Raw genomic sequence first — 21307 nt, 5'->3', positions numbered from 1 at the left:
AAATATGGTTTTCACTCATTTGATCCTGCTGAAATCAATATACAGATCCTCGTAGATTCCCGCTTTGATTGTATCGGTAAAGGTGTATTGTTCAGAATCACTGGTATCAAAATTGTAAATCAAGATTAAATTCTTAACCGGGTCCACAATCCAGTATTCACGAACACCTGCAGTACGGTATTTAAACAACTTCGTGAAATAGTCCATTTTCCTGCTGGCCGGTGAGACAATTTCGATAATCCAGTCCGGAGCTCCACTGCAGCCTCTGTCATTGAGTTTACTTGTATCGCAGATCACAGCTATATCCGGCTCCACATAATTCTTATCATTCTCATTCAGAAATACAGCAAACGGAGCGATATCAACTTCACAGGAACCGCCTTTTTGATCAATATAATCCGCGATCACACGGCTGATGGAAAAAAGAAGGTTCTGATGTCTTCTGCTTGGTGGAGCCATATAGTAAATCTGCCCGTCGATCAGTTCTGCCCGGGTGCCTTCCGGTAAGGCATAAATATCCTCTACTGTATAATCTTCACGCTGCGGCAATGGCATAATAACACATCCTTTCCTGGCTGAATATCAAAGTGGGGTATTCTCTATAGCTAGAATAGATCAATCCGGTTATTATGTCAACCATGATATTATAAATCTTTTCACCATTTTTACTATGCAAAATCATTCTCCCATTCTACACCGGATTTTTCATCCATCCGGTAAATTATCCTGTATACTGTCCATTTTTCATCATAACAGATACATATGACTGCAAAACTTTCGTGATGGCGGCGGGATTACGCTGCCATACTGGCTGCGGTAGGCAAGCATGGTGACGAGGATCAGCTGAAGGGTGAAAGTGTTCATGAAGACACCTCCTCACGGGATTTTTTATCCTATGCGGAGGTGTTGTAAAATCGGTTATTCTCCTGATGACCGAAGGAACGATTTCAGAAATACGGCAAGCGAAGCGATGTCAGTTTCACAGAAAGCTAAACACACTATTAGATTTTCTGGGCTTCCATTTTCTCTTGAGGATGATAATGTTCACGCATCAATACTGATCCAGAATCTCTTGATCTTTTCGCCGTTTCCGTCAACAATCCCTTCAAAGACACCACCATTTGCAAGAATCGTCTTTTCGCTCGCCAGATTGCCGACCTTGCAGGTGATAAGGAACTTCCGGATTCCCAGTGCTTTGGCCTTGGTAAGAATCTGACGGAGCATCTCTTTGGCATAACCGTGCCCTCTCTCGGAAGGGCGCACAGAATAACCGCTGTGGCCGCCCCAGGTTCCAAGTACCGGGTGATCGATGTGGTGTCTCAGGTCAATCAGACCAATGATCCGGTTATCCTCCTTCCGAACTGCCAGATACATATGGGACGGCACCTTGCCATCCTCACAGTTTTCCTCACTCTCACCAAGCTTCGTACGCTCGATCCATTCCTCCGCTGATGTACAGCTTTCAAGCCCTCCGCAGCCTGCAAACTGATCCTTGCTTCCGGCATCCTTCTCCAGTATTTCCTGCCGGAACTGCCAGATGTCAGCGGCGTATTCATGAGACGGGGCTTTTAATTCTATGATGTCCATTTGAAAATCTCCCTCTATTTTCTGCGTGCCCTGGAAAGGGGGAAAACCAGGACTTGCGCAACTCCGATGGTTTTCCCCCTTGCAATATTTCCCCCGGCTTTCCTCAAAGCTGCGTCACGATCTCCGTCACCAGTCGCTCAAACGTCGTCTTCACCCGGTCAGCGACCTCCTGCACTTCTTTGTGGTCCAGGGGCTGATCGAGGATTCCTGCAGCCATATTTGTGATGCATGAGATTCCGCACACCTTCATTCCCATATGGTTGGCTGCCATGGCTTCGCACACCGTACTCATGCCGACAGCATCCACCCCCATTCCACGGAAAGCTCTGATCTCCGCCGGCGTCTCGTAGTTCGGACCGGAACACTGAATATAAATCCCTTCTCTGAGCGGGATGTTCAGTTTTGCTGCTGCTTTGCGGATCACTTCACAAAGCTCCGGAGCATACACATGGCTCATATCCGGAAAACGGGTTCCCAGTTCGTCGATGTTTTCCCCGCGAAGCGGACTCGGTACAAACGTGGAGATGTGATCGGTGATCATCATAAGGTCTCCCGGCTGGAAATCCAGATTTACGCCACCGGCCGCGTTGGTCAGGATCACCTTTTTCGCACCCAGAAGGCCCATGATGCGGATCGGCATAACTACCTCCTCCATGTCGTAACCTTCATAATAATGCACTCTTCCCTTCATAATGACCATGGGAACTTTTCCCACATAGCCAAAAAGGAAACGGCCGTCATGACCTGCCACGGTAGATACCGGAAATCCTTCGATCTCTGAATAAGGAACCTCCGCTTTTACATCCATATTTTTTGCATATTCTCCCAGTCCGGAGCCAAGGATCAGAGCCACTTCCGGAACAAAATCTGTTTTTCCCCGGATCACAGAAACACATTTTTGCAGTTTTTCATACATTTTACTCATAGTCAGTCCCCCTTTTTATGTTCACTTCCACAACCGAATTTCTCTCAGGATCCGATCTTTTACGCTGTCATCCGCAAAGGATACCTCCACGGCATTTTCCATCATACGCCTTACTTCTTCGTCATGGATCCCGTAGGTTTTCTGGATGAATAACAGTTCCCTGGAAACCGTCGTATTGCTCACTGTCCGGTTATCCGTATTGACCGTCACCAGAAGCCCCTGATCCAGAAATTCCCGCATAGGATACTCTTCCGGACCATTCACGGCTTTGGTCTGAAGATTGCTGATGGGACACATTTCCACGCCCGTTCCGGTGTCTTTTACCAGTCGGATGATCTCCGGATGGCCTTTCATAGCGATACCGTGACCAATCCTTCTGGCCCCGCACTCCACAGCCTCTCGAATGTTTTCCGCACTGCCGCACTCACCGGCATGGATCACAAAAGGCAGGCCAAGCTTCTTCGCCTCACCAAACAGGCGGACAAAATTTTTCATGGGCCAGGCAGCCTCGTCTCCTGCCAGATCTCCGCAGCAGACGCCCTCTCCCAGAAAAGTCCTGGCCGCTTTGAACATGGCCAGATTTTCCTCCTCCGGCTGATGACGCATGGCACAGACGATCACATTGGATTCCGTGCCGAAATCCTTCCGGCCGTCTTCCAGACCGGTAAGCAGGGCTTCAATGACCTGCTCTGTGGAAAATCCTTCGTGGGCGGAAAAGAGCGGCGCAAAACGCACCTCTACATATTTCATATTTTCCGCCGCTACGCTCCGGATAAAATCATATCCGGCCTCTCTCACACTTTTCTCCGTCTGAAGGCACCGGATGGGAAGATCAAATTTTTCCAGGTATTCCTTCAGGCTGCGGCATCCATAAGCCACCTGGAGCTCGGTAAGATCCACCTCTCTACCGAGCTCCCGACTGATGAATGTCTGAGAAAGGGAACCGTCCAGGTGGCAGTGAAGCTCCACCTTCGGCATGGATCTCAATTTCTCATATTCCATTTTTTTACCTCTTTTTTTATTTTGCTTTCAGATACGGTTTTCCGTTAGCAGCCGGAACCCTGGATTTTCCTACAAAGAATATCAGGGCCAGGATCGTCACTACGTAAGGGATCATGGAGATCAGATACGGAGAAACTATGTTGTTGGCTCCGAGAAGGGATTTCAGACCGTTGCAGAAACCGAACAGCAGACAGGCCTTAAGGGTTCCCTGCGGGGTAAACTTACCAAAGATCACAGCAGAGATCGCGATAAAGCCCTGTCCTACGATAACGTTGGGGCGGAACTGGCTTACCGTGGCCAGAGTCACATAGGCTCCGCCCAGACCTGCCAGAAAGCCGGAAAGGATCACGCAGATGTAACGGATCCGGAATACGTTGATTCCAAGAGTCTCACAGGCCTTCGGATGCTCACCGACAGCACGCAGCCTCATGCCGAAGCGGGTCTTGTAGAAGACAAACCAGATCACCAGGACAAGTAGAAAGCTTAAGTAGGCTGCAGAATAGGTGGAAAGAACATTGTAGCCAAAAGAACCTGCCGGGAAAATGCCGTTGAACATTTTCGGCAGTTTGCTCGCCGTTTCAAGAGCCGGTGAGTCAGAGGAGTTATCAAACATCGCCTTACACAGGAAGATTGCAAGACCCGGTGCGATGAAGTTCACCGCTGTGCCGGAAATCGTCTGGTCTGCCCCGAAGCTGACACAGGCCACCGCATGAAGCACGCCAAAGGCAGCTCCCGCAAGCCCTCCGCAGAAAAAGCCGAACCAGCCGTTTCCCGTGTAATAAGCGACAACAGAGCCGACAAAAGCCCCTATCGTCATCATCCCCTCAATTCCGATGTTTACCACACCGCTCCGTTCTGAAAAGCAGGAACCAAGTGCTGCCAGAAGAAGAGGAGGCGTAGCGATCAGCATTGCATTAATCAGAAGACCAAGATCCTTAATGATGATACCCATTTTTATTTCCCTCCTTTTTTCCGGTTGAAGATCACTTTGAACATATGGGCAATGGCAATAAAGAAGATGATGATACCCATAATGATATCAACCACCTCTGCCGGTGCTTTTACCAGACTTAATTTACCGCCGCCGTATTTCATGGCTCCATAGAAAATACCTGCGAAGATACAGCCCACCGGATGGGAAGATCCGATCAGAGCAACCGTGATCCCCTGGAAACCGTACTGCTCCTGGCTGGCGAACTGGCTCACACGGCCTGCCATGCCGAGAGTCTGGACAGCGCCGCCAAGTCCTGCCAGTGCCCCGGAGATCGCCATGGCGGTCAAGAACATTTTGTTGGTGTTGATCCCGCCATACTCCGCTGCCGTTTTGCTGAAGCCTACGGCACGAAGCTGATAACCGAGCGTTGTCTTACTGATGACAAACCATACCAGAACGGCCGCCGCAACGGCAATGACGATCCCCCAGTTGGCTGCGGTACAACGGGTAAGCTTCGTGATAAATTCCGGTGCAAGGATGCGGGCACTGTCTGCCACATCTTTACTTGCCTCTCCGCCGCCAGTTCTGTGGATGGCTGACAGGTTTACAATATAGTTGGACAGGTAAAAGGCGATCCAGTTAAACATGATATAGGAAAGCACTTCATTGATCCCCCGTTTTACCTTCAGGAAACCGACAATGATGCCCCAGACTGCCCCCGCTGCCACTGCTGCTGCAATACAGAGAAGGATATGAATGGGAGCCGGAAGATCAAAAAGGATACCAACGGTACAGGCTGCAATGGAGCCCACTACAAACTGCCCCTCTGCCCCGATATTGAAGACGCCGGTCCGGAAGGAAAAGGCCACGCTCAGTCCTGTGAGGATCAGCGGCGCTGCGTACACAATGCTCCAGGTAATGTATTTCACCTGGCCGAAAACACCATTTAAAAGTTTTCCGTAAGCAAGTCCCGGGTTGATCCCGGCAACTGCCAGGAGCACGGCTCCTGCAACAAAGCCGATGATTATGGCAATGAATGTATAGAGTGCATTCCCGTTTAAAATCTTATCTTTCCTGCTCATGTTTTGTACCTCCTGCCATCATGAAGCCCAGCTGGTTTTCATCTGCATCCCTGCCCGCTACACTTCCGACGATCTGTCCGTCGAAAATGACCTCGATCCGGTCGGAAAGGCTCATGATCTCATCCAGTTCAAAGGACACCAGCAGCACTGCCTTGTTTTTATTCCGCTGTTCTACAATGTATTTATGCACAAATTCGATCGCTCCCACATCCAGTCCGCGGGTCGGATTCATGGCGATAAGAAGCTCTCCGTCATTCGTTACCTCACGGGCAATGATGACCTTCTGCTGGTTTCCGCCGGAAAGCTCACCTGCCAGACGGTTTTCGCAGCCGCTGGGACGGATATCGAATTTTTCGATCAGCTTTGTGGCATGTTTCCGGATCAGATCTTTTTTCAGGATCCCTTTTTTGGAATAAGGTTCCTTACCGAAATTCTGGAGGATCAGGTTCTCTGCCACCGTAAAATCAAGAACCAGTCCGTGTTTCTGGCGGTCCTCCGGGATACTGGTCACGCCCTTTTCAAAAAATTTCCGCGGCGTACTCCCGAAAAGATCCTCTCCCAGAATCTCCACCTGCCCGGAGATTCCTTTTCTCAGTCCTGTAAGGATCTCCACCAGCTCACTCTGCCCGTTTCCATCCACGCCGGCCAGACCGACGATCTCTCCACGGCGTACCTTCAGGTTCAGACCCTTGAGGATTTCCACGTCACGGTAATCCTTCGCATGCAGGTCTTTTACCTCCAGGACGGTTTCTCCCGGCTTCATTTCCTTTTTGGCCACCTGGAATTCCACATCACGGCCTACCATCATGGAAGCCAGCTGGTTTTCATTGACCTCATCCACATCCACCGTATTGATGTATTTACCCTGGCGGATAATGGTACAGTAGTCGGCGGCAGCTTTGATCTCCTTCAGCTTGTGGGTGATAAGGATCACGCTCTTGCCATCGGCAGTCAGGTTATGGATGATCTCGATCAGCTCTGTGATCTCCTGCGGTGTCAGGGACGCCGTCGGCTCATCCAGGATCAGATGCCTGGCTCCGCGATACAGAACCTTCAGGATTTCCACACGCTGCTGCATCCCCACGGAGATGTCCTCGATCTTCGCATCCGGGTCCACCTTCAGGTTGTAGCGCCCGGAAAGATCCAGGATCCGGTTTCTCGCAGACTTGATATCCACCGCAATTCCTTTTTTTGGCTCCATGCCAAGGACAATATTTTCCGTTACGGTAAATGGCTGGATCAGCATGAAATGCTGATGTACCATACCGATCCCCAGGTCGATCGCCTTCTGCGGGCTGTCGATAACCACCTCTTCCCCATTGACAGCGATGGTTCCTTCCGTGGGCTGGTACAGACCATACAGAATATTCATCAACGTACTTTTTCCGGCACCGTTTTCGCCTAAGATCGCATGGACTTCTCCCTTGTGGACAGTCAGATTGATGTGGTCATTTGCGGTGAAATCGCCAAATTTCTTGACGATCCCTGTCATCTGAATGGCCACCGTATGTTTATCAACGTTGCTCACCAATATTCCTCCTTCTCTTCCGTCTGACCGGATACATTCCGTGGTCAGCAGTTTTTCTTTGATTCCGGTGCTGCCGCATCGGGCGCCTTACCGGTCAGGCCATGTTCCTTTTCCGTATCAGACAATGAGTACATCCGTCATTCCCTCCCGGCGGGCCAGTTCTGCCAGGTGATCCAGAAATGCCTGATCAGGCACATGGTAATGCGAATAAGCTTCCCGGACCCCCATGGGGCGGTAAGCAATGATCTTATAACGGATATTTCCCCTGCCAAGATAAGATGCCGCCAGACGTGCGGTCTCACGGACGGTCTTTTCACAGTCGAAAAGCTCCGGTACCACTACGGTGCGCACTTCGAAAAGCCTGCCCGAAGCTGCCAGATACTCTAAATTTTTAAGCACCCTCTCATTGGCTGCCCCCGTGACGCGCAGATGATCCTCCAGATCCCAGCTCTTGATATCCAGCATAATGCCGTCCGTCACGGCAAGAAGCTGCGGATACTTCTCAAAATCCAGGGTTCCATTGCTGTCGATAAGGGTTCCAAGACCGGCTCCCCTTGCCAGGACAAAAAGCTTTTCAAGAAAATCCGGATAAAGGGTACATTCCCCGCCTGACACCGTAATGCCTCGGATATAAGGCTGCTGCTTCTTTACCTCGGCAAAGACCTCTTCCGCACACATCATGCGGATCCTAGGACTGCAGCCAAAGGGACAGACATGGATACAGGTATCGCAGCCACAGCATTTTTCCGGACAGAACCGTACTTTGCCGTCTTCATCCGTAAACAGGGCTCCTTTCGGGCATTTTCCCACACAGCTCCCGCAATTCCGGCAGAGGTTCCTGGTCTCCGGATTGTGACAGTAACGGCAGTCAAAGTTGCAGCCCTGCAGAAAAACTGCAGTCCGGTTTCCGGGACCATCCACTGCGCTGAAAGGAATGATCTTATTTACCGGTACCCGGCCGCAGCCCGGATCTGCTGCCGCCAGGACCTTTTCCTTCTTTTCCATGGTTTTACCGTACTTTTCTCTGGAAGACCCGGCTGTTGTGCTTGGCTCCCATGCCAAGTGCCGTGGTATCCTGAAGGACATTTTCTCCTCGTTCCAGCTTCTCGATCTCGGATCTTTTCACCAGATAACCCGTGATGCGGACTACATCACTGTCTGCCGCATAGAAGGAAAGATAACGGATTCCCTCGCGGAAAGAGCCTTTGATGACGTCCAGAAGGAAGTCATGGTTTTTATGCACCGTCGTATCGATAGGAAAAATATCTCCGGTCCCGGACGGGAAGTATCTGTGAAACTTCTCGCAGTGACGCAGATGATCGATAAGCTCCTCCGGCTCCTCCCCGATGGGGATACGGGTTCCCGGAGAAATTCCCATGTCACTGTCGATGCCTACCTGCGCATGAAGGAGGAAATGGCCGTCTGTCGCCTCACAGTAAGGATTGACATGGGCTTTGTTAAACGCATCGATCTCATCCATGATCTCTACTCCCAGAGCGTCTGCCTCTTCATCATGGCCATAACGGCCGGTCTTTCCCTGAAGCTCCATCAGATGGTTGACGCACTCAGCCAAGCCGACCATACCAAACATGGCAGTAAAGCGGTCTCTTCTGATAAAACCCTCTTTTGCCAGAAAGTTATTTTCAAAGAAACCACTCTCTTCCACCTCAAAACGGATCCGCGCGTCCATATAGTCAGCCATCACCCGGCAGACATAGGGAAGCTGGTTCTTCTTGAAATCTTCCACACTGGAAGCGCGTTTTGCGATGTTGCCAAGGAGCAGACGGCAGAGCGTATAGGAACCGCCGCCGAGCTTCAGCCCGTTGTAGCAGCTGGCAATGACATAGTCCTCACCCAGCTCGCTTTTGAACATCTTATGATTTGCAAAGCTTGGTTTCGCACTATGAAGTGTGGTATTGATCCCCATAAGGGCAAATTCATCCGATGTGATATCCTCGTCATATTTCATCGTGATGTTCGGTACAGCCTGTTCCAGTTCTGCTTCCACCTCCAGGATGATCCTTCCTGCCTTGGTATCTCTCGGTCCCACATTGGCATGGGAAAAAGAATCCAGAACCGTGCGGTCTACATGGATCAGGAACAGGCGGATCATCTTTTTCGCCAGTTCTTCATCCATATCCTGTACAAATGGATCCAAAAGCTCATCCAGCGCACCCAGATATACGGGGAAATTCGTCACGCTGGGAACATGCTTGTAAAAGATCAGAAGGGAATTCAACGCCTCAAAAAGATCCTTCGGCGGATCCAGCTGGAGAAATTTACTTCCTTCTCTCATAAATTTCTTATAATCCGGGATGATATACCTGGGGCGAAGCGGTGCATGACCCTCTGCCAGGTCGCAAATGCATTTGGAGTCGATCGGCTGATCCATCAGGTCATGAAGCCCCTCCGGAAGATCCACTACCTCCAGCAGGGAATCTGCCAGGTTTGCCATTGCGGCTACCTTCTGTTCATGCGTCAGCACAGGACTTTTTACCGTTTCCAGCATTTTCTCTCTCGTCCCGTTTACCCGTTCCATATCAATATCTCTCATCAAAAATCCTCTCCTGTCACGGAAAAGGGGCAGAGTATGGCACAAAAGCCTCTCTGCCCGGATCCGTTTCTTCTATTTAAAAAACATCAGTCATCCAGCTGGTAAACATCACCATATTTTGCATCGAAGGACTCTTTATCTGTCGGTACTTCGATCTCGCCGGAAATGATCTTTTCTTTTACTTCGTCTACCTTCTTCAGGACTTCCGGATCAATGTTGTCGGTGGTCGGAGCGATATCCACGCCGCCGTCAGCCAGTGTGAAGGTCTGGATACCCTGGGTAAAGCCGCCCTCCAGGATCTCTTTTGCTTCATCGTAGCAGGCATTGTCCACACGCTTCATGGCAGAAGTCAGAATGGTATCCGGAGCTACCACGCTCTGGTCAGAGTCAACACCAATTGCCCAGATACCGGCTTCCTTGCAGGCATCGATCACACCAAGGCCGGTTGCGCCTGCTGCATGGAAAATAACATCTGCGCCATCAGCGATCATGTTGTTTGCAGCGGTCTTTCCTGCTGCGGTATCGCCAAAGCTGTTGGCATTGTTCTGAAGGATCTTGATATCTGGATTTGCATCCAGTGCACCTGCACAGTATCCATAGCCGAACTGGTTCATGACACCGGTAGACATACCCAGAACGAAACCGATGGTATTGCTCTTGGTCGTCAGACCTGCCACATAACCTACCAGATAGGAAGCCTGTGCCTGCTCAAACATCAGGCAGGTAACGTTGTCCAAATCTGCACAGGTTGCATCATCAACGATGGCGAATTTCTGATCCGGATTTGCCTCTGCCTCTTCACGCATCGCATCAGCCAGCTGGTATCCGATACAGATGATCAGATCATACTCTTCATCGATGAAGGTCTCCAGGTTCGGAATATAATCGGAATCGGTATGGGATTCCAGATAGTTGGTGGTGATGCCCAGTTCCTCATTCGCTCTTGTAAGGCCTTCCCATGCGGACTGGTTGAAGGAACCGTCGTTTACGCCGCCAACATCAGTAATAACTCCCACCTTTACATCTGCAGGATCCTTTGCCTCGTCAGCCATGGCAACCACGCCAGTGGAAAGAATCATGGACAGAGATAAAACTGCTGCTAATACCTTTTTTTCATTTTTTGAATTCCTCCTTTTTGTTTATAAACAATCCGGCAGAAGCCGGCCGTTACCGTGTTTCCTGCGCCGTCTGTTTCAGATGGCTGTTGATATGATTCTGAAGCATCTCCATGGCAATCTTATTATAACCGCCTTCGGGGATGATGATATTGGCATTTTTCTTGCTGGGCTCCACAAACTGCTCATGCATGGGCTTCACGGTATTGATATACTGGTTGATCACGGATTCCAGACTTCTGGCCCGTTCCATGACATCCCGCTGGATCCGGCGGATCAGGCGGACATCGGGATCCGTATCTACAAACACCCGGACGTCCATCATCTTGCAAAGCTCTTTGTTTTCAAAGATCAGGATTCCTTCTACGATCACAACCTTGCTGGGAACGATCGTGATCGTATCCTTACTCCTGTTATGAACCTTATAATCATAGATCGGACACTGGACCGGATGACCTGCTTTCAGTTCCTTCAGGTGCTCGATCATCAGCTCGGTATCAAAGGCATTGGGATGATCATAGTTCAGACTCGTTCTCTCTTCATACGTCATATCGTCATGAGCCTTATAATAATTGTCATGCTTCAAGACCGTCACATGTTCCTGAAACTGTGACGCGATCTGATTGGTCAGAGTTGTCTTACCACTTCCGGAGCCACCGGCAATTCCGATAATCAGCACATCGTTCATATTTCCTGTTCCCCTTTCCCGGGCAAGACCGGACATTTGTATTCTTATTGTAACATCCTTTTGCAGATTAGAAAATATGTTTTTTAAAAAAATACCGCAAAACCTGATTTCATCGGTTTTGCGGTATTTTTCAGAAAACTTTTGTCAAGCCTCTACACATTCCCGTGTTCTTGACCGGGCTGTGATGCTCCGGACTTTCTGACCGTCTGCGGCATAACCGCAGGCTGCCAGACCGGTACGGATGATCTGATTCCACTTTTCTTCATTTAATTCGATCACCGTGTTGTCCTCCAGTTCAATGGTGCAGGCGTTTTCCTTTCTACACTCCGGACTGCAGTCAACCTTATACATGTTTTTCCGGCTGATCGCTCCGATCTCTTCCAGTGTATTGATCATTCGATACACGGTAGCGGAACCGATCCTGTTATCCTTCTGAGATGCTTTATAATAGATCTCTTTACAGCAGGAGCAGTCTTCTTCAAGGATGATATCCAGAAGGATCAGTCTCTGCTTGGTAATGCGAAGCCCCTGTTCTTTCAGTTTCTGGATGATCAGATCCTTCTGCATCTGTGTTCTTTTATAATCTCCCTGATTTCCTGATTTCCTTTTTCCGGAATTCTTCGGCAATTTCTCACACCTCCAGAGGCTTACATGCTTTACTTTCCACAGTGGCATCCGCAATGTTTACATTCACCGCCACACTGCAGAGACTTTCCGTTCTTCTTGTCACGAACCATACTGCGTACCACCAATGCTACAACGATCACTAATACCAACCCTACGATTACTGTTCCCATTTTGCAGGACACCTCACTTTCCATGTTTCCATATCTGTTTTTTCCGTCAGACGGATCCTTGGCACTTCATTCCGATGATTTTATCTGGCTGTTGTTTTTACGTTCACTGTAAGAGTCGTGCTCTCCTTATAGGGTCTTACCAGAAGATAGATGAAACCGATCACAAGAAGGATGGCCACTACCGTTCCGATACCAAAACCGCCGCCGGTAAAGAGATTACCCAGCTGATAGATACAAAGAGAAACCACATAAGCAAGTCCGCACTGATAACCGATCGCGGTCCAGAACCATTTCGTGTTGTTCATCTCTCTCTTGATCGCACCCATAGCTGCGAAGCACGGTGCACACAGGAGGTTAAATACCAGGAAAGAATAAGCTGCGATCTGGGTCATGCTGCCTGCCAGCTGTCCCCAAACCTCATTACCATTTTCTGCCACTTCTGCAAATCCAAAGAGAACACCAAAGGTACCTACTACGTTTTCTTTTGCGATCAGACCGGTAACGGCTGCAACTGCCATCTTCCAGTCGCCCCAGCCAAGCGGGATAAAGAGCGGTGCGATTATGCTTCCGATCTTGGAAAGGATACTGTCATTCAGCTGCTCTGCCTCCAACATTCCGAAGGAACCGTCAACCCAGCCAAAGTTCATCAGGAACCACAGAACGATGGTGGAAAGGAGGATGATGGTGCCGGCCTTTTTGATGAAGGACCATGCACGCTCCCACATGCTTCTCAGTACATTGCTGACGGTAGGCATATGGTAGGCCGGAAGCTCCATAACGAAGGGAGCCGGATCTCCGGCGAAGAGTTTTGTTTTCTTTAAGATGATACCGGAGCAGATGATCGCTGCGATACCTACAAAATATGCACTCGGAGCTACCCAGGAGGCACCGTTAAACAGAGCACCTGCGATCAGTGCGATGATCGGCAGTTTTGCACCACAGGGGATAAAAGTGGTGGTCATGATGGTCATCTTACGGTCTCTGTCGTTCTCGATCGTACGGGAGGCCATGATACCCGGAACTCCACAACCGGTACCGATCAGCATCGGGATAAAGGATTTACCGGAAAGACCGAATTTACGGAAGATACGGTCCATGATGAATGCAACACGGGCCATGTAACCGCAGGCCTCAAGGAAGGCCAGGAAAATAAACAGTACCAGCATCTGCGGAACGAAACCTAAAACAGCTCCGACACCGGCTACGATACCGTCAAGGATCAGTCCCTTCAGCCAGTCAGCACAGCCGATGGCATCCAGTCCACTCTCAATCACAACCGGAACACCCGGTACCCATACACCGTAATCTGCGGGATCCGGCTCGCCGGCCTCAACGATCTTCTCTGCGTCTGCTACAACGCTGTCGCTGATCGCTACTGTCTCAATGACTTCATCTTCGTCATCAACAATATCTACAGAAGTAACCTTGCTATCTTCATCCACAGCGGCTACGATCTGGTCTGCACGGCTGTAATCAGCTGCCGCATCTTCATAGGAAGAAGTTCCGATTCCAAAAAGATGCCAGCCATCTCCGAATACGCCATCATTTGCCCAGTCTGTTGCCCAGCCGCCGACCGTACTTACGGATACATAATAGACCAGCCACATGATCACTGCAAAGATCGGCAATGCGAGCCAGCGGTTCGTCACGATCCGGTCGATCTTATCAGAGGTGGTCAGTTTTTTCGTCTTGTTTTTGGTACAGCATAAACCGATGATAGATGAAATGTACACATAACGCTCATTGGTAATGATACTTTCCGTATCGTCATCAAATTTGTCTTCGAGAACCTTGATCTCTCTGGAAACGTCCGGAACATTCGTCATCTGCTCTTTGATCTTGTCATCCTTCTCCAGAAGCTTGATGGCAAAGAAACGTTTCTGTGACTCCGGAACAGAAGAACCGAGACGCTCCTCTACCGCATGGATCGCAGCCTCTACATCCTCCTGAAACTCATGGACCGGAGTGACGCTCTTCTTGGATTCTGCAAGAGCAACTGCTTTTTCAGCGGCTTTCTGAATGCCGGTTCCCTTCAGTGCGGAAATCTCCACAACCTCGCAGCCCAGTTTCTTTTTCAATTTATCGATATGGATCTTATCACCGGATTTTTCAACCAGATCCATCATATTGACAGCCATGATCACAGGAATGCCAAGCTCCATGATCTGTGTGGACAGATACAGGTTACGCTCGATATTGGTACCGTCAATGATATTGATGATAGCATCGGGTCTTTCATGGATCAGATAGTTTCTGGCTACTACTTCCTCAAGTGTATAGGGAGAAAGAGAATAAATTCCGGGAAGGTCTGTGATGATGACATCTTTATGGCCTTTCAGTTTACCTTCTTTTTTCTCTACCGTTACGCCGGGCCAGTTACCAACAAACTGGTTGGATCCTGTCAATGCATTAAATAATGTAGTCTTACCGCAGTTCGGGTTACCTGCCAATGCAATCTTTACTGACATTTTTTCGCTCCTTTTCTATTTATTCGCCTCTGCTAACTTTTGTTAGATTCATCTAACGCGTGGGCAAAAAAATTTACTCTACCTCAATCATTTCCGCATCTGCTTTTCTTAAGGACAGTTCATATCCTCTGACAGTTACTTCCACCGGGTCTCCAAGGGGCGCCACTTTTCTGACGTAAATCTCCACACCTTTGGTAATTCCCATGTCCATGATCCGTCTCTTCACAGGGCCTTCACCAGTCAGCTTTTTCACGGTGACGGTCTGCCCTACGGCAACATTTTTCAGGGTTTTCATCATTTTTCTCCTCTTTTCTATTTGATTCTCACAACGCTTCCCGGATATCTCCTTTTCCAGTATCAAGGATGTCTGCGGGCATCGTCATAGATCAAACCATGATTTTGTTAGCCATATCTTTACCGATGGCCACGCGGGAATCCTTCACATTGACGATCAGGTTCCCATTGATCTCCGATACAACAGTAACCGTACCGCCTGCCACAAAGCCGAGATTTTCCAGAAACTGTCTCGTCTCTTCTTTTCCGCCTACCTTTTTAATAACGGCAGGCTCACCTTCTTTTATCATAGATAACGGCATCATTCTTACCTCTTTTCTATGTTTTTTAAAGTTTTTGATAAGGATTATCTTTTACGTAGGTTAGTATATTCTAACCTTTGTTAGTTGTCAAGAACTTTATTGAAAAAAATTATCGTTTGGAAAATTTTTTTGAAGTTTTAGTTTATGAGGGGGCGCGCTCCGAGTCGCGAGCCCGCCCGCCCCCTCAAACTCCCCCAACCGGGCCCGCTTTTAAATATAGTGGGGCGTACGTCAGACTGGTAGGTTGATTCCTTGGTTTCGGAAGGGGGCTGAGTCACGGTGGGACTCATTTGTGCGGACCGAAATAGAAGATAGATCCCATTGGCCGCAGACACAGAACCAAATCCGCAAAAATGACAAATGGATGTATTGCGGATTCCTGTCCTGACTGTTATAATCGAAACATGGGTACTACCATAACGGTAGGCGGTTAGTCCTTCAACAGAGGGACTGTGGTCTACACTCCGTTACGGTCGGTGCTAAACGAGTGCCACCGGCACTCAGCACCCCTCTGATTACATAGAAACCCGAAAGGGAATCCACTGGAAAAGAGGGCTAAGCCAATGAGTATTATTGACTTCATAGCTGTGGTAAACTTCGGCTTAACCTGCTTTGGTCTTGGATATACCTTTGGCAAGGATAATCATAAAACACAAAAATAACCGCCCCAGCCTACAAACTGAACGGTTATTTTTAATTAATTAAGTATACGGACTAACCATCTATCGGTAGCACTCTATTTCTATAATCATACTTCCATGATACATCCGATATGTCAAAATCTTTTTTCCTTTGCAGACAGTCAGTTGCCCAACTGTCTGCCTTTTTTATTTTTTATAGACTGCTTTGGAACTCATTCCTTTTGATGTCAATAGTTTCTTATATGCTTTCATTTGCTTTGCCGGAACTTTGACCGTTGGTTTTTTATATGTTCCTGTAAAAGCTTTTGAACCAACTGTCTTACCTGACAGTGTACTTGTCTTAATTGTAATACTCTTAAGTTTCTTACAATTACAGAATGCCTGTTTGCCAATACTTCTGACAGTTCCAGGAATTGTTATTCTACTCAGACTTACACAATTTGCAAATGCTCTGTGACCGATCTTTATGATCCCATTTCCACCATTCATCTTGCTCAGTTTCTTACATCCATAAAATGCATTCGTTCCGATCACTGTAACATTTCTTCCTATTGTAACAGACTTAAGTGACTTGTTATTTTTAAATGCATTTGCTGATATTCCGGTTACTTTGCAGGTAATTCCATTAACTTTGATTGTATCTGGAATTCTTACCGATGCTTTTTTATAAACAGGTTTCATAAACTCAACACTTACTCCATCATTCAGGACTTTGTAAACGCCATTGGTTGATTTGTCCTTTAACGTCTTTCCTGGTGTTGCAGTTCGAGGTGTAAGTTTTGCAAGCGTATTACCTGAACTTATCTTCTGATTACAGATTGTACAGTAAGTATCTCCTGTGTAACCTTCGGATGTGGTAGTTGCAGCTTTTTTATTTCGAATTTCTGTAGCTCCATGGCCAGTTGCTGCGATTGCTTCTGTTTTAGTTGTTCCGCAAGAAGTGCAGGTATAAGTCTTGATACCTTCGGAAGTACAAGTGGATGTAGTTGTAACCTCACCCTTATTCCATACATGATCTATTTTGGGAATTACCTGACCTTCTTCTAAAAGCTTACCACAATCCTGACAATAAACATCACCTGTATAACCTTCCTGCGCACAGGTTGTTGCTGTTACATTTCGTAACTCCGTATGCTGATGATCTGTTGATGGAATTTCTTCTGTCTTTGTTGCGTTACATCCTGTACAGGTATATGTCTTGATTCCTTTTCCGTTACAGGTTGCTGCTGTTGTAATCTTTCCTGAGTCCCAGGTATGTTCTGTTTTCGGGATAACTTTTCCAGATGCAAGTTTTGTATTACAGTCCTTACAATAAGAGTCACCTGTGTATCCTTCCTGCGCACAGGTTGCTGCTGTTACATTTCGTAACTCTGTGCGCTGATGACCTGTTGTTGGAATTTCTTCTGTCCTTGTTACATTACATTCTGTACAGATATATGTCTTGATTCCTTTTTCATTACAGGTTGCTACTGTTGTAATCTTTCCTGCATCCCAGGTATGCTCTGTTTTCGGGATAACTTTTCCAGATGCAAGTTTTGTATTACAGTCCTTACAATAAGAGTCACCTGTGTATCCTTCCTGCGCACAGGTTGCTGCTGTTACATTTCGTAACTCTGTGCGCTGATGACCTGTTGTTGGAATTTCTTCTGTCCTTGTTACATTACATTCTGTACAGATATATGTCTTGATTCCTTTTTCATTACAGGTTGCTACTGTTGTAATCTTTCCTGCATCCCAGGTATGCTCTGTTTTCGGGATAACTTTTCCAGATGCAAGTTTTGTATTACAGTCCTTACAATAAGAGTCACCTGTGTATCCTTCCTGCGCACAGGTTGCTGCTGTTACATTTCGTAACTCTGTGCGCTGATGACCTGTTGTTGGAATTTCTTCTGTCCTTGTTACATTACATTCTGTACAGATATATGTCTTGATTCCTTTTTCATTACAGGTTGCTACTGTTGTAATCTTTCCTGCATCCCAGGTATGCTCTGTTTTCGGGATAACTTTTCCAGATGCAAGTTTTGTATTACAGTCCTTACAATAAGAGTCACCTGTGTATCCTTCCTGCGCACAGGTTGCTGCTGTTACATTTCGTAACTCTGTGTGCTGATGACCTGTTGCTTTTATTTTTTCCGTATAGTTTGCTTTACATCCTGCACAAGTATAAGTCCGTTCCCCATCTACTTCACAACTAGCCGCTGTGGTAATTACTCCATCATCATACTGATGTTCAAAAATAAATCGCACTGTAATCTGAGCCTGATTATAGTTCTTATCTCCCTCAGCAGTTATCAAAATATTCACATTGCCTGCTGTTTTAGCGGTTACCATACCATTAGCATCAACCTCTGCTATATCCTTCTGCTCTACCTGATAAGACATTTTTCCTATTCCAATGATACCCAAATTTACTTTTTCGCCATCTGGTACTCTTTTTCCATCCATTGAAGATCTTAGTTTCTGAGAAGCTTTATTAATGACAAAATCTATCGTTTTTGTTCCCAGATAGGCATTTTTTCCTGTAATTCTTACAGTTGCAGTTCCTGCATTCAAATTATTTTCATATGCGACACTATATTCAGATGATTGTAATAAATTTCCTTGAGTATTGTACACTCGTATCTGAGGTTTCTTTTCAGTTCCATCATATTCAAATACATTTTTTTCAAGAATCATATTACATATGGAAATATTTTCTTTTACCGTAAATTCAACTTGTTCGCTTGTTGTTTTTCCTCCTGTTTGTTTATTCTTTGCCTGTATACATACATAATAGTTGCCAACTGCAAGTTTTAAAATATAACTTGTGCCTTCTATATCAGATATTTTCTTCTTAAGTTCTTTACCATCGGCATCATATAATAATAAGTCATAGTTTGTTGCATTATCGCAAGTATTCCATTTCACTTTTATATTTCCATTGGTTTCACCGTCCAGATTTTCCACTGATACAACCGGAGTATCAATCTTTATTTCGCTTGTCTTTTCAATCTCGAACATCTGATCATCAGAATATTTCAGCACATAGTTACCAAATACACTGTCTTCTCCTGATAAACCAAGTACATATCCTGTTCCTACAGATTTTAAAACGTATCCATCTTCACTATTTCCATACAAATTCCATTTCTGTAAATCTAAATTTTGATATTGATCTATATATACACTTGAACCAACTGAATTCTGTGCGGTGAGAACCCCATTTCCCACATCACTATAAACCACATAAGAATTATCACTCTGCTGCATGAATTTCCATATTTGATTCAGATTTTCTTTTTTTCCACTGTCCAACTTTACTTTCTTTTCATCATTCATAATTGGACGGCCACTCGATGTAATAATTCTTGCCCTAACTTCACTTCCTAGATTTACAGGAGTTCCAGCTTTTCCTTCTTTCACTGTAAAGTATATCAGCTCACCACCCACAGCTCCATCTTTATTCACCGAATCCACATGAGCTGCATACTCTCCTGCTGGCAACCAGACACTGCACCTATTTCCTCTAAGCTGCCATACATTCTTTATATTTCCACCTTTTTCATAATCAGCAGCATCTATTCGCAAATCATAATAATCCGTATAAGCAGACTCTTCCCACTGAAATATAGTTTTTGAATAACTATTTCCCGGAAGACATGTCAATTTACTCCTTTCAGGTGACTGATATACCGTAAATGGAATTTTTTCTGTTTCAATATAGTAGTCATTAGTACTGAATACAAGGAAATATGCCTTATAATTTCCAACCCCAAGTTTATCTGCTTTCACACTCCAGGAATCTAACGAATCCCCGCATCTTTCTACATATCTCTCTTCCCCTCTCTCATTTTCTATCTTTAATACCATAAACTCTGCATGGCTCGTATTGATTTTAAATTTCATATCTTCTGCAGTTCCAACTTTTTGTTTATTAATTTCAAAATTTGAATAACCTGGTGGAACAACAGAAAAATAAACTGTATTAGTATCTATCCATTTTTCATCATTATATACTGTTATATGGGCACTATAATTTCCTACTCCAAGATTAATTCCCCATAAAATATGTCCGCTTGCTTCATTACAGTCTTCTGCTACTACTCGTCCTACTCCTTCTTTATCTATACTGATTCCAATTCCGGTTGCATTGATTGGATCTATCTTAAATTGTATTTTATCGTGAAGATTATATACACTCTGTGAAACTGAAAAATTAGAATAAGATGGTTGCGGATCTACTATAGAAAACCAGACTGTTTCCGTATCTACCCATTTATTCCCGTTATAGACTGTAATATGGGCACTGTAATTTCCTACTCCCAAATCACTTGCCCAGATATCATGTCCATTTGCTCTGTTGCATCCCGCTCCTACTACTCGTCCTACGCCTTCTTTATCTATACTGATTCCAATTCCAGTTGTATTAATCGGAGTTATGAAAAATTCTATTTTTTCTTTAAGCTTATATTCATTTTTTGAAATCGAAAAATCTTTGTAGGATGGATCTACATTTGCAATTGAATCATAATTCGTAGCACGATAACAATATTCAATTTCTCTGCTTTTATTAATTGTATGATTATACCTAACTTTATTGTCTGCCGGGCTAGCCCAATTAGAATCATACACGTAATAGTAATTAGCATTTTCCCCTAAATAAATTGCCGAATGGCCTTTAAATCTTATAAAATCTCCAATCTTTAATTCACTGGCTGAAATATTTTGTGCCTGTGTATTTGTGCAGTGTCCAAATACAACATACCACACATACTCTGCAAAACCATGACACGACCATGCCTCACGACCTCTAGCATCTTTAACTGTCTTTCCCAAAGGCAAGCCACCTCGTGATGGGATATTTGTCAAAGAACATCGAGAATCGCTAGAATTTGAATCTTTTTTTCCATCTGATGTAAAATAGCTGCATGAATTTGGATATACATTGACTACTTTTTGTATGGCATCAGATACACCATTTGCTGAAACTGATATCGGATTTAATATAAATAATATTAAAAATCCGAATACTATCATACTTACTTTCTGTAATCCATTATTACTGTTCATTCCTTCTCCCTCCCGTTTCAAATCTCAGACATTTTGATACATCTGAGTAGAAGCATGAAACAGCGGTAAATGCACCGTTTTTCATGCTTTTCTTGTGTTTTTGCCTTCTGTTTCGAGTATAGCACAGGCGTTTCTTAATGTCACTATCTGACACAGTTTCCCCTATCATTTTCCTGTATCTCCGGTAAAAAGTTGTATGACTGACTCCCAGTAATTCTGCAGCCTGCCGGGTTGATAATTCACCCAGTTCACATCTCCGGCAAACTTCTTTAAACTGATCTGGCATTTCTTTCTCGGGTCTATCAAATTTCTTACCGTTTTGTTTTGCAGCGGCAATCCCC

The 21307-nt window shown here is 46.0% G+C and carries 17 protein-coding genes; all 17 read right to left on the bottom strand.

Annotated elements, in window-relative coordinates:
* Window positions 1-15: 15 nt before the first annotated feature.
* Window positions 16-555 carry a Uma2 family endonuclease gene (locus tag DXA57_RS07395; RefSeq protein ID WP_117766131.1) on the bottom strand — a complete coding sequence of 180 codons (540 nt, stop codon included), beginning with the start codon at window positions 553-555 and terminating at the stop codon, window positions 16-18.
* A gap of 489 nt (window positions 556-1044) precedes the next feature.
* On the bottom strand, window positions 1045-1587 hold the full coding sequence (locus DXA57_RS07390) for a GNAT family N-acetyltransferase (RefSeq protein ID WP_117766129.1): 543 nt from the start codon (window positions 1585-1587) through the stop codon (window positions 1045-1047).
* Window positions 1588-1690: 103 nt separating this feature from the next.
* Window positions 1691-2512: a purine-nucleoside phosphorylase gene (locus tag DXA57_RS07385; protein ID WP_117766127.1), complete on the bottom strand. Its 822-nt coding sequence runs from the start codon at window positions 2510-2512 to the stop codon at window positions 1691-1693.
* Window positions 2513-2533: 21 nt separating this feature from the next.
* On the bottom strand, window positions 2534-3514 hold the full coding sequence (gene add, locus DXA57_RS07380; RefSeq protein ID WP_117766125.1) for an adenosine deaminase: 981 nt from the start codon (window positions 3512-3514) through the stop codon (window positions 2534-2536).
* A gap of 16 nt (window positions 3515-3530) precedes the next feature.
* Window positions 3531-4466 (bottom strand): ABC transporter permease, encoded by a 936-nt coding sequence (locus DXA57_RS07375; protein ID WP_117766123.1) that lies wholly within the window; start codon window positions 4464-4466, stop codon window positions 3531-3533.
* A gap of 2 nt (window positions 4467-4468) precedes the next feature.
* On the bottom strand, window positions 4469-5530 hold the full coding sequence (locus tag DXA57_RS07370; RefSeq protein WP_117766121.1) for an ABC transporter permease: 1062 nt from the start codon (window positions 5528-5530) through the stop codon (window positions 4469-4471).
* Window positions 5514-7022 carry an ABC transporter ATP-binding protein gene (locus DXA57_RS07365; RefSeq protein ID WP_117766412.1) on the bottom strand — a complete coding sequence of 503 codons (1509 nt, stop codon included), beginning with the start codon at window positions 7020-7022 and terminating at the stop codon, window positions 5514-5516. Before DXA57_RS07365 ends, DXA57_RS07370 begins: the two co-directional genes overlap by 17 nt.
* Before the next feature lie 153 nt (window positions 7023-7175).
* Window positions 7176-8120 carry a YjjW family glycine radical enzyme activase gene (locus tag DXA57_RS07360; protein ID WP_330423224.1) on the bottom strand — a complete coding sequence of 315 codons (945 nt, stop codon included), beginning with the start codon at window positions 8118-8120 and terminating at the stop codon, window positions 7176-7178.
* Window positions 8068-9612 (bottom strand): YjjI family glycine radical enzyme, encoded by a 1545-nt coding sequence (locus DXA57_RS07355; protein ID WP_117766119.1) that lies wholly within the window; start codon window positions 9610-9612, stop codon window positions 8068-8070. The genes DXA57_RS07360 and DXA57_RS07355 overlap by 53 nt, the downstream gene beginning before the upstream one ends.
* Before the next feature lie 86 nt (window positions 9613-9698).
* Window positions 9699-10691 (bottom strand): BMP family lipoprotein, encoded by a 993-nt coding sequence (locus DXA57_RS07350; protein ID WP_117766117.1) that lies wholly within the window; start codon window positions 10689-10691, stop codon window positions 9699-9701.
* 88 nt (window positions 10692-10779) lie between these two features.
* A complete protein-coding gene (gene udk / locus DXA57_RS07345) occupies window positions 10780-11415 on the bottom strand; it encodes a uridine kinase (protein ID WP_117766408.1) in 636 nt (211 codons plus the stop codon).
* A gap of 144 nt (window positions 11416-11559) precedes the next feature.
* Window positions 11560-11982 (bottom strand): transcriptional repressor, encoded by a 423-nt coding sequence (locus DXA57_RS07340; protein ID WP_243005747.1) that lies wholly within the window; start codon window positions 11980-11982, stop codon window positions 11560-11562.
* Window positions 11983-12071: 89 nt separating this feature from the next.
* A complete protein-coding gene (locus DXA57_RS07335; RefSeq protein WP_117766406.1) occupies window positions 12072-12212 on the bottom strand; it encodes a FeoB-associated Cys-rich membrane protein in 141 nt (46 codons plus the stop codon).
* An 80-nt stretch (window positions 12213-12292) separates the two neighbouring features.
* Window positions 12293-14680, bottom strand: coding sequence for a ferrous iron transport protein B (gene feoB, locus DXA57_RS07330; protein WP_117766113.1), 2388 nt, complete (start codon window positions 14678-14680; stop codon window positions 12293-12295).
* A gap of 73 nt (window positions 14681-14753) precedes the next feature.
* Entirely contained in the window at window positions 14754-14975 is a 222-nt protein-coding gene (locus DXA57_RS07325; RefSeq protein ID WP_117766111.1) for a FeoA family protein, read from the bottom strand.
* Between the two features lie 91 nt (window positions 14976-15066).
* The gene (locus tag DXA57_RS07320) at window positions 15067-15279 is read right to left on the bottom strand and encodes a FeoA family protein (protein WP_117766109.1); all 213 of its coding nucleotides are present in this window, start codon (window positions 15277-15279) and stop codon (window positions 15067-15069) included.
* A gap of 824 nt (window positions 15280-16103) precedes the next feature.
* Window positions 16104-20966 (bottom strand): leucine-rich repeat protein, encoded by a 4863-nt coding sequence (locus DXA57_RS07315; protein ID WP_117766107.1) that lies wholly within the window; start codon window positions 20964-20966, stop codon window positions 16104-16106.
* Window positions 20967-21307: the final 341 nt, after the last annotated feature.

It is taken from the genome of Blautia sp. OF03-15BH, from assembly GCF_003463065.1.
Lineage (GTDB): Bacteria > Bacillota > Clostridia > Lachnospirales > Lachnospiraceae > Limivivens.
This window is presented reverse-complemented; position numbering and strand designations above follow the sequence as displayed.

Excerpts from the sequence above, each read along its gene's own strand:
- DXA57_RS07395 (WP_117766131.1), bottom strand. The coding sequence starts at position 555 with ATGCCATTGCCGCAGCGTGAAGATTATACAGTAGAGGATATTTATGCC.
- DXA57_RS07390 (WP_117766129.1), bottom strand. The coding sequence starts at position 1,587 with ATGGACATCATAGAATTAAAAGCCCCGTCTCATGAATACGCCGCTGAC.
- DXA57_RS07385 (WP_117766127.1), bottom strand. The coding sequence starts at position 2,512 with ATGAGTAAAATGTATGAAAAACTGCAAAAATGTGTTTCTGTGATCCGG.
- add (WP_117766125.1), bottom strand. The coding sequence starts at position 3,514 with ATGGAATATGAGAAATTGAGATCCATGCCGAAGGTGGAGCTTCACTGC.
- DXA57_RS07375 (WP_117766123.1), bottom strand. The coding sequence starts at position 4,466 with ATGGGTATCATCATTAAGGATCTTGGTCTTCTGATTAATGCAATGCTG.
- DXA57_RS07370 (WP_117766121.1), bottom strand. The coding sequence starts at position 5,530 with ATGAGCAGGAAAGATAAGATTTTAAACGGGAATGCACTCTATACATTC.
- DXA57_RS07365 (WP_117766412.1), bottom strand. The coding sequence starts at position 7,022 with ATGACAGGGATCGTCAAGAAATTTGGCGATTTCACCGCAAATGACCAC.
- DXA57_RS07355 (WP_117766119.1), bottom strand. The coding sequence starts at position 9,612 with ATGAGAGATATTGATATGGAACGGGTAAACGGGACGAGAGAGAAAATG.
- DXA57_RS07350 (WP_117766117.1), bottom strand. The coding sequence starts at position 10,691 with ATGATTCTTTCCACTGGCGTGGTTGCCATGGCTGACGAGGCAAAGGAT.
- udk (WP_117766408.1), bottom strand. The coding sequence starts at position 11,415 with ATGAACGATGTGCTGATTATCGGAATTGCCGGTGGCTCCGGAAGTGGT.
- DXA57_RS07340 (WP_243005747.1), bottom strand. The coding sequence starts at position 11,982 with ATGCAGAAGGATCTGATCATCCAGAAACTGAAAGAACAGGGGCTTCGC.
- DXA57_RS07335 (WP_117766406.1), bottom strand. The coding sequence starts at position 12,212 with ATGGGAACAGTAATCGTAGGGTTGGTATTAGTGATCGTTGTAGCATTG.
- feoB (WP_117766113.1), bottom strand. The coding sequence starts at position 14,680 with ATGTCAGTAAAGATTGCATTGGCAGGTAACCCGAACTGCGGTAAGACT.
- DXA57_RS07325 (WP_117766111.1), bottom strand. The coding sequence starts at position 14,975 with ATGAAAACCCTGAAAAATGTTGCCGTAGGGCAGACCGTCACCGTGAAA.
- DXA57_RS07320 (WP_117766109.1), bottom strand. The coding sequence starts at position 15,279 with ATGATGCCGTTATCTATGATAAAAGAAGGTGAGCCTGCCGTTATTAAA.
- DXA57_RS07315 (WP_117766107.1), bottom strand. The coding sequence starts at position 20,966 with ATGAACAGTAATAATGGATTACAGAAAGTAAGTATGATAGTATTCGGA.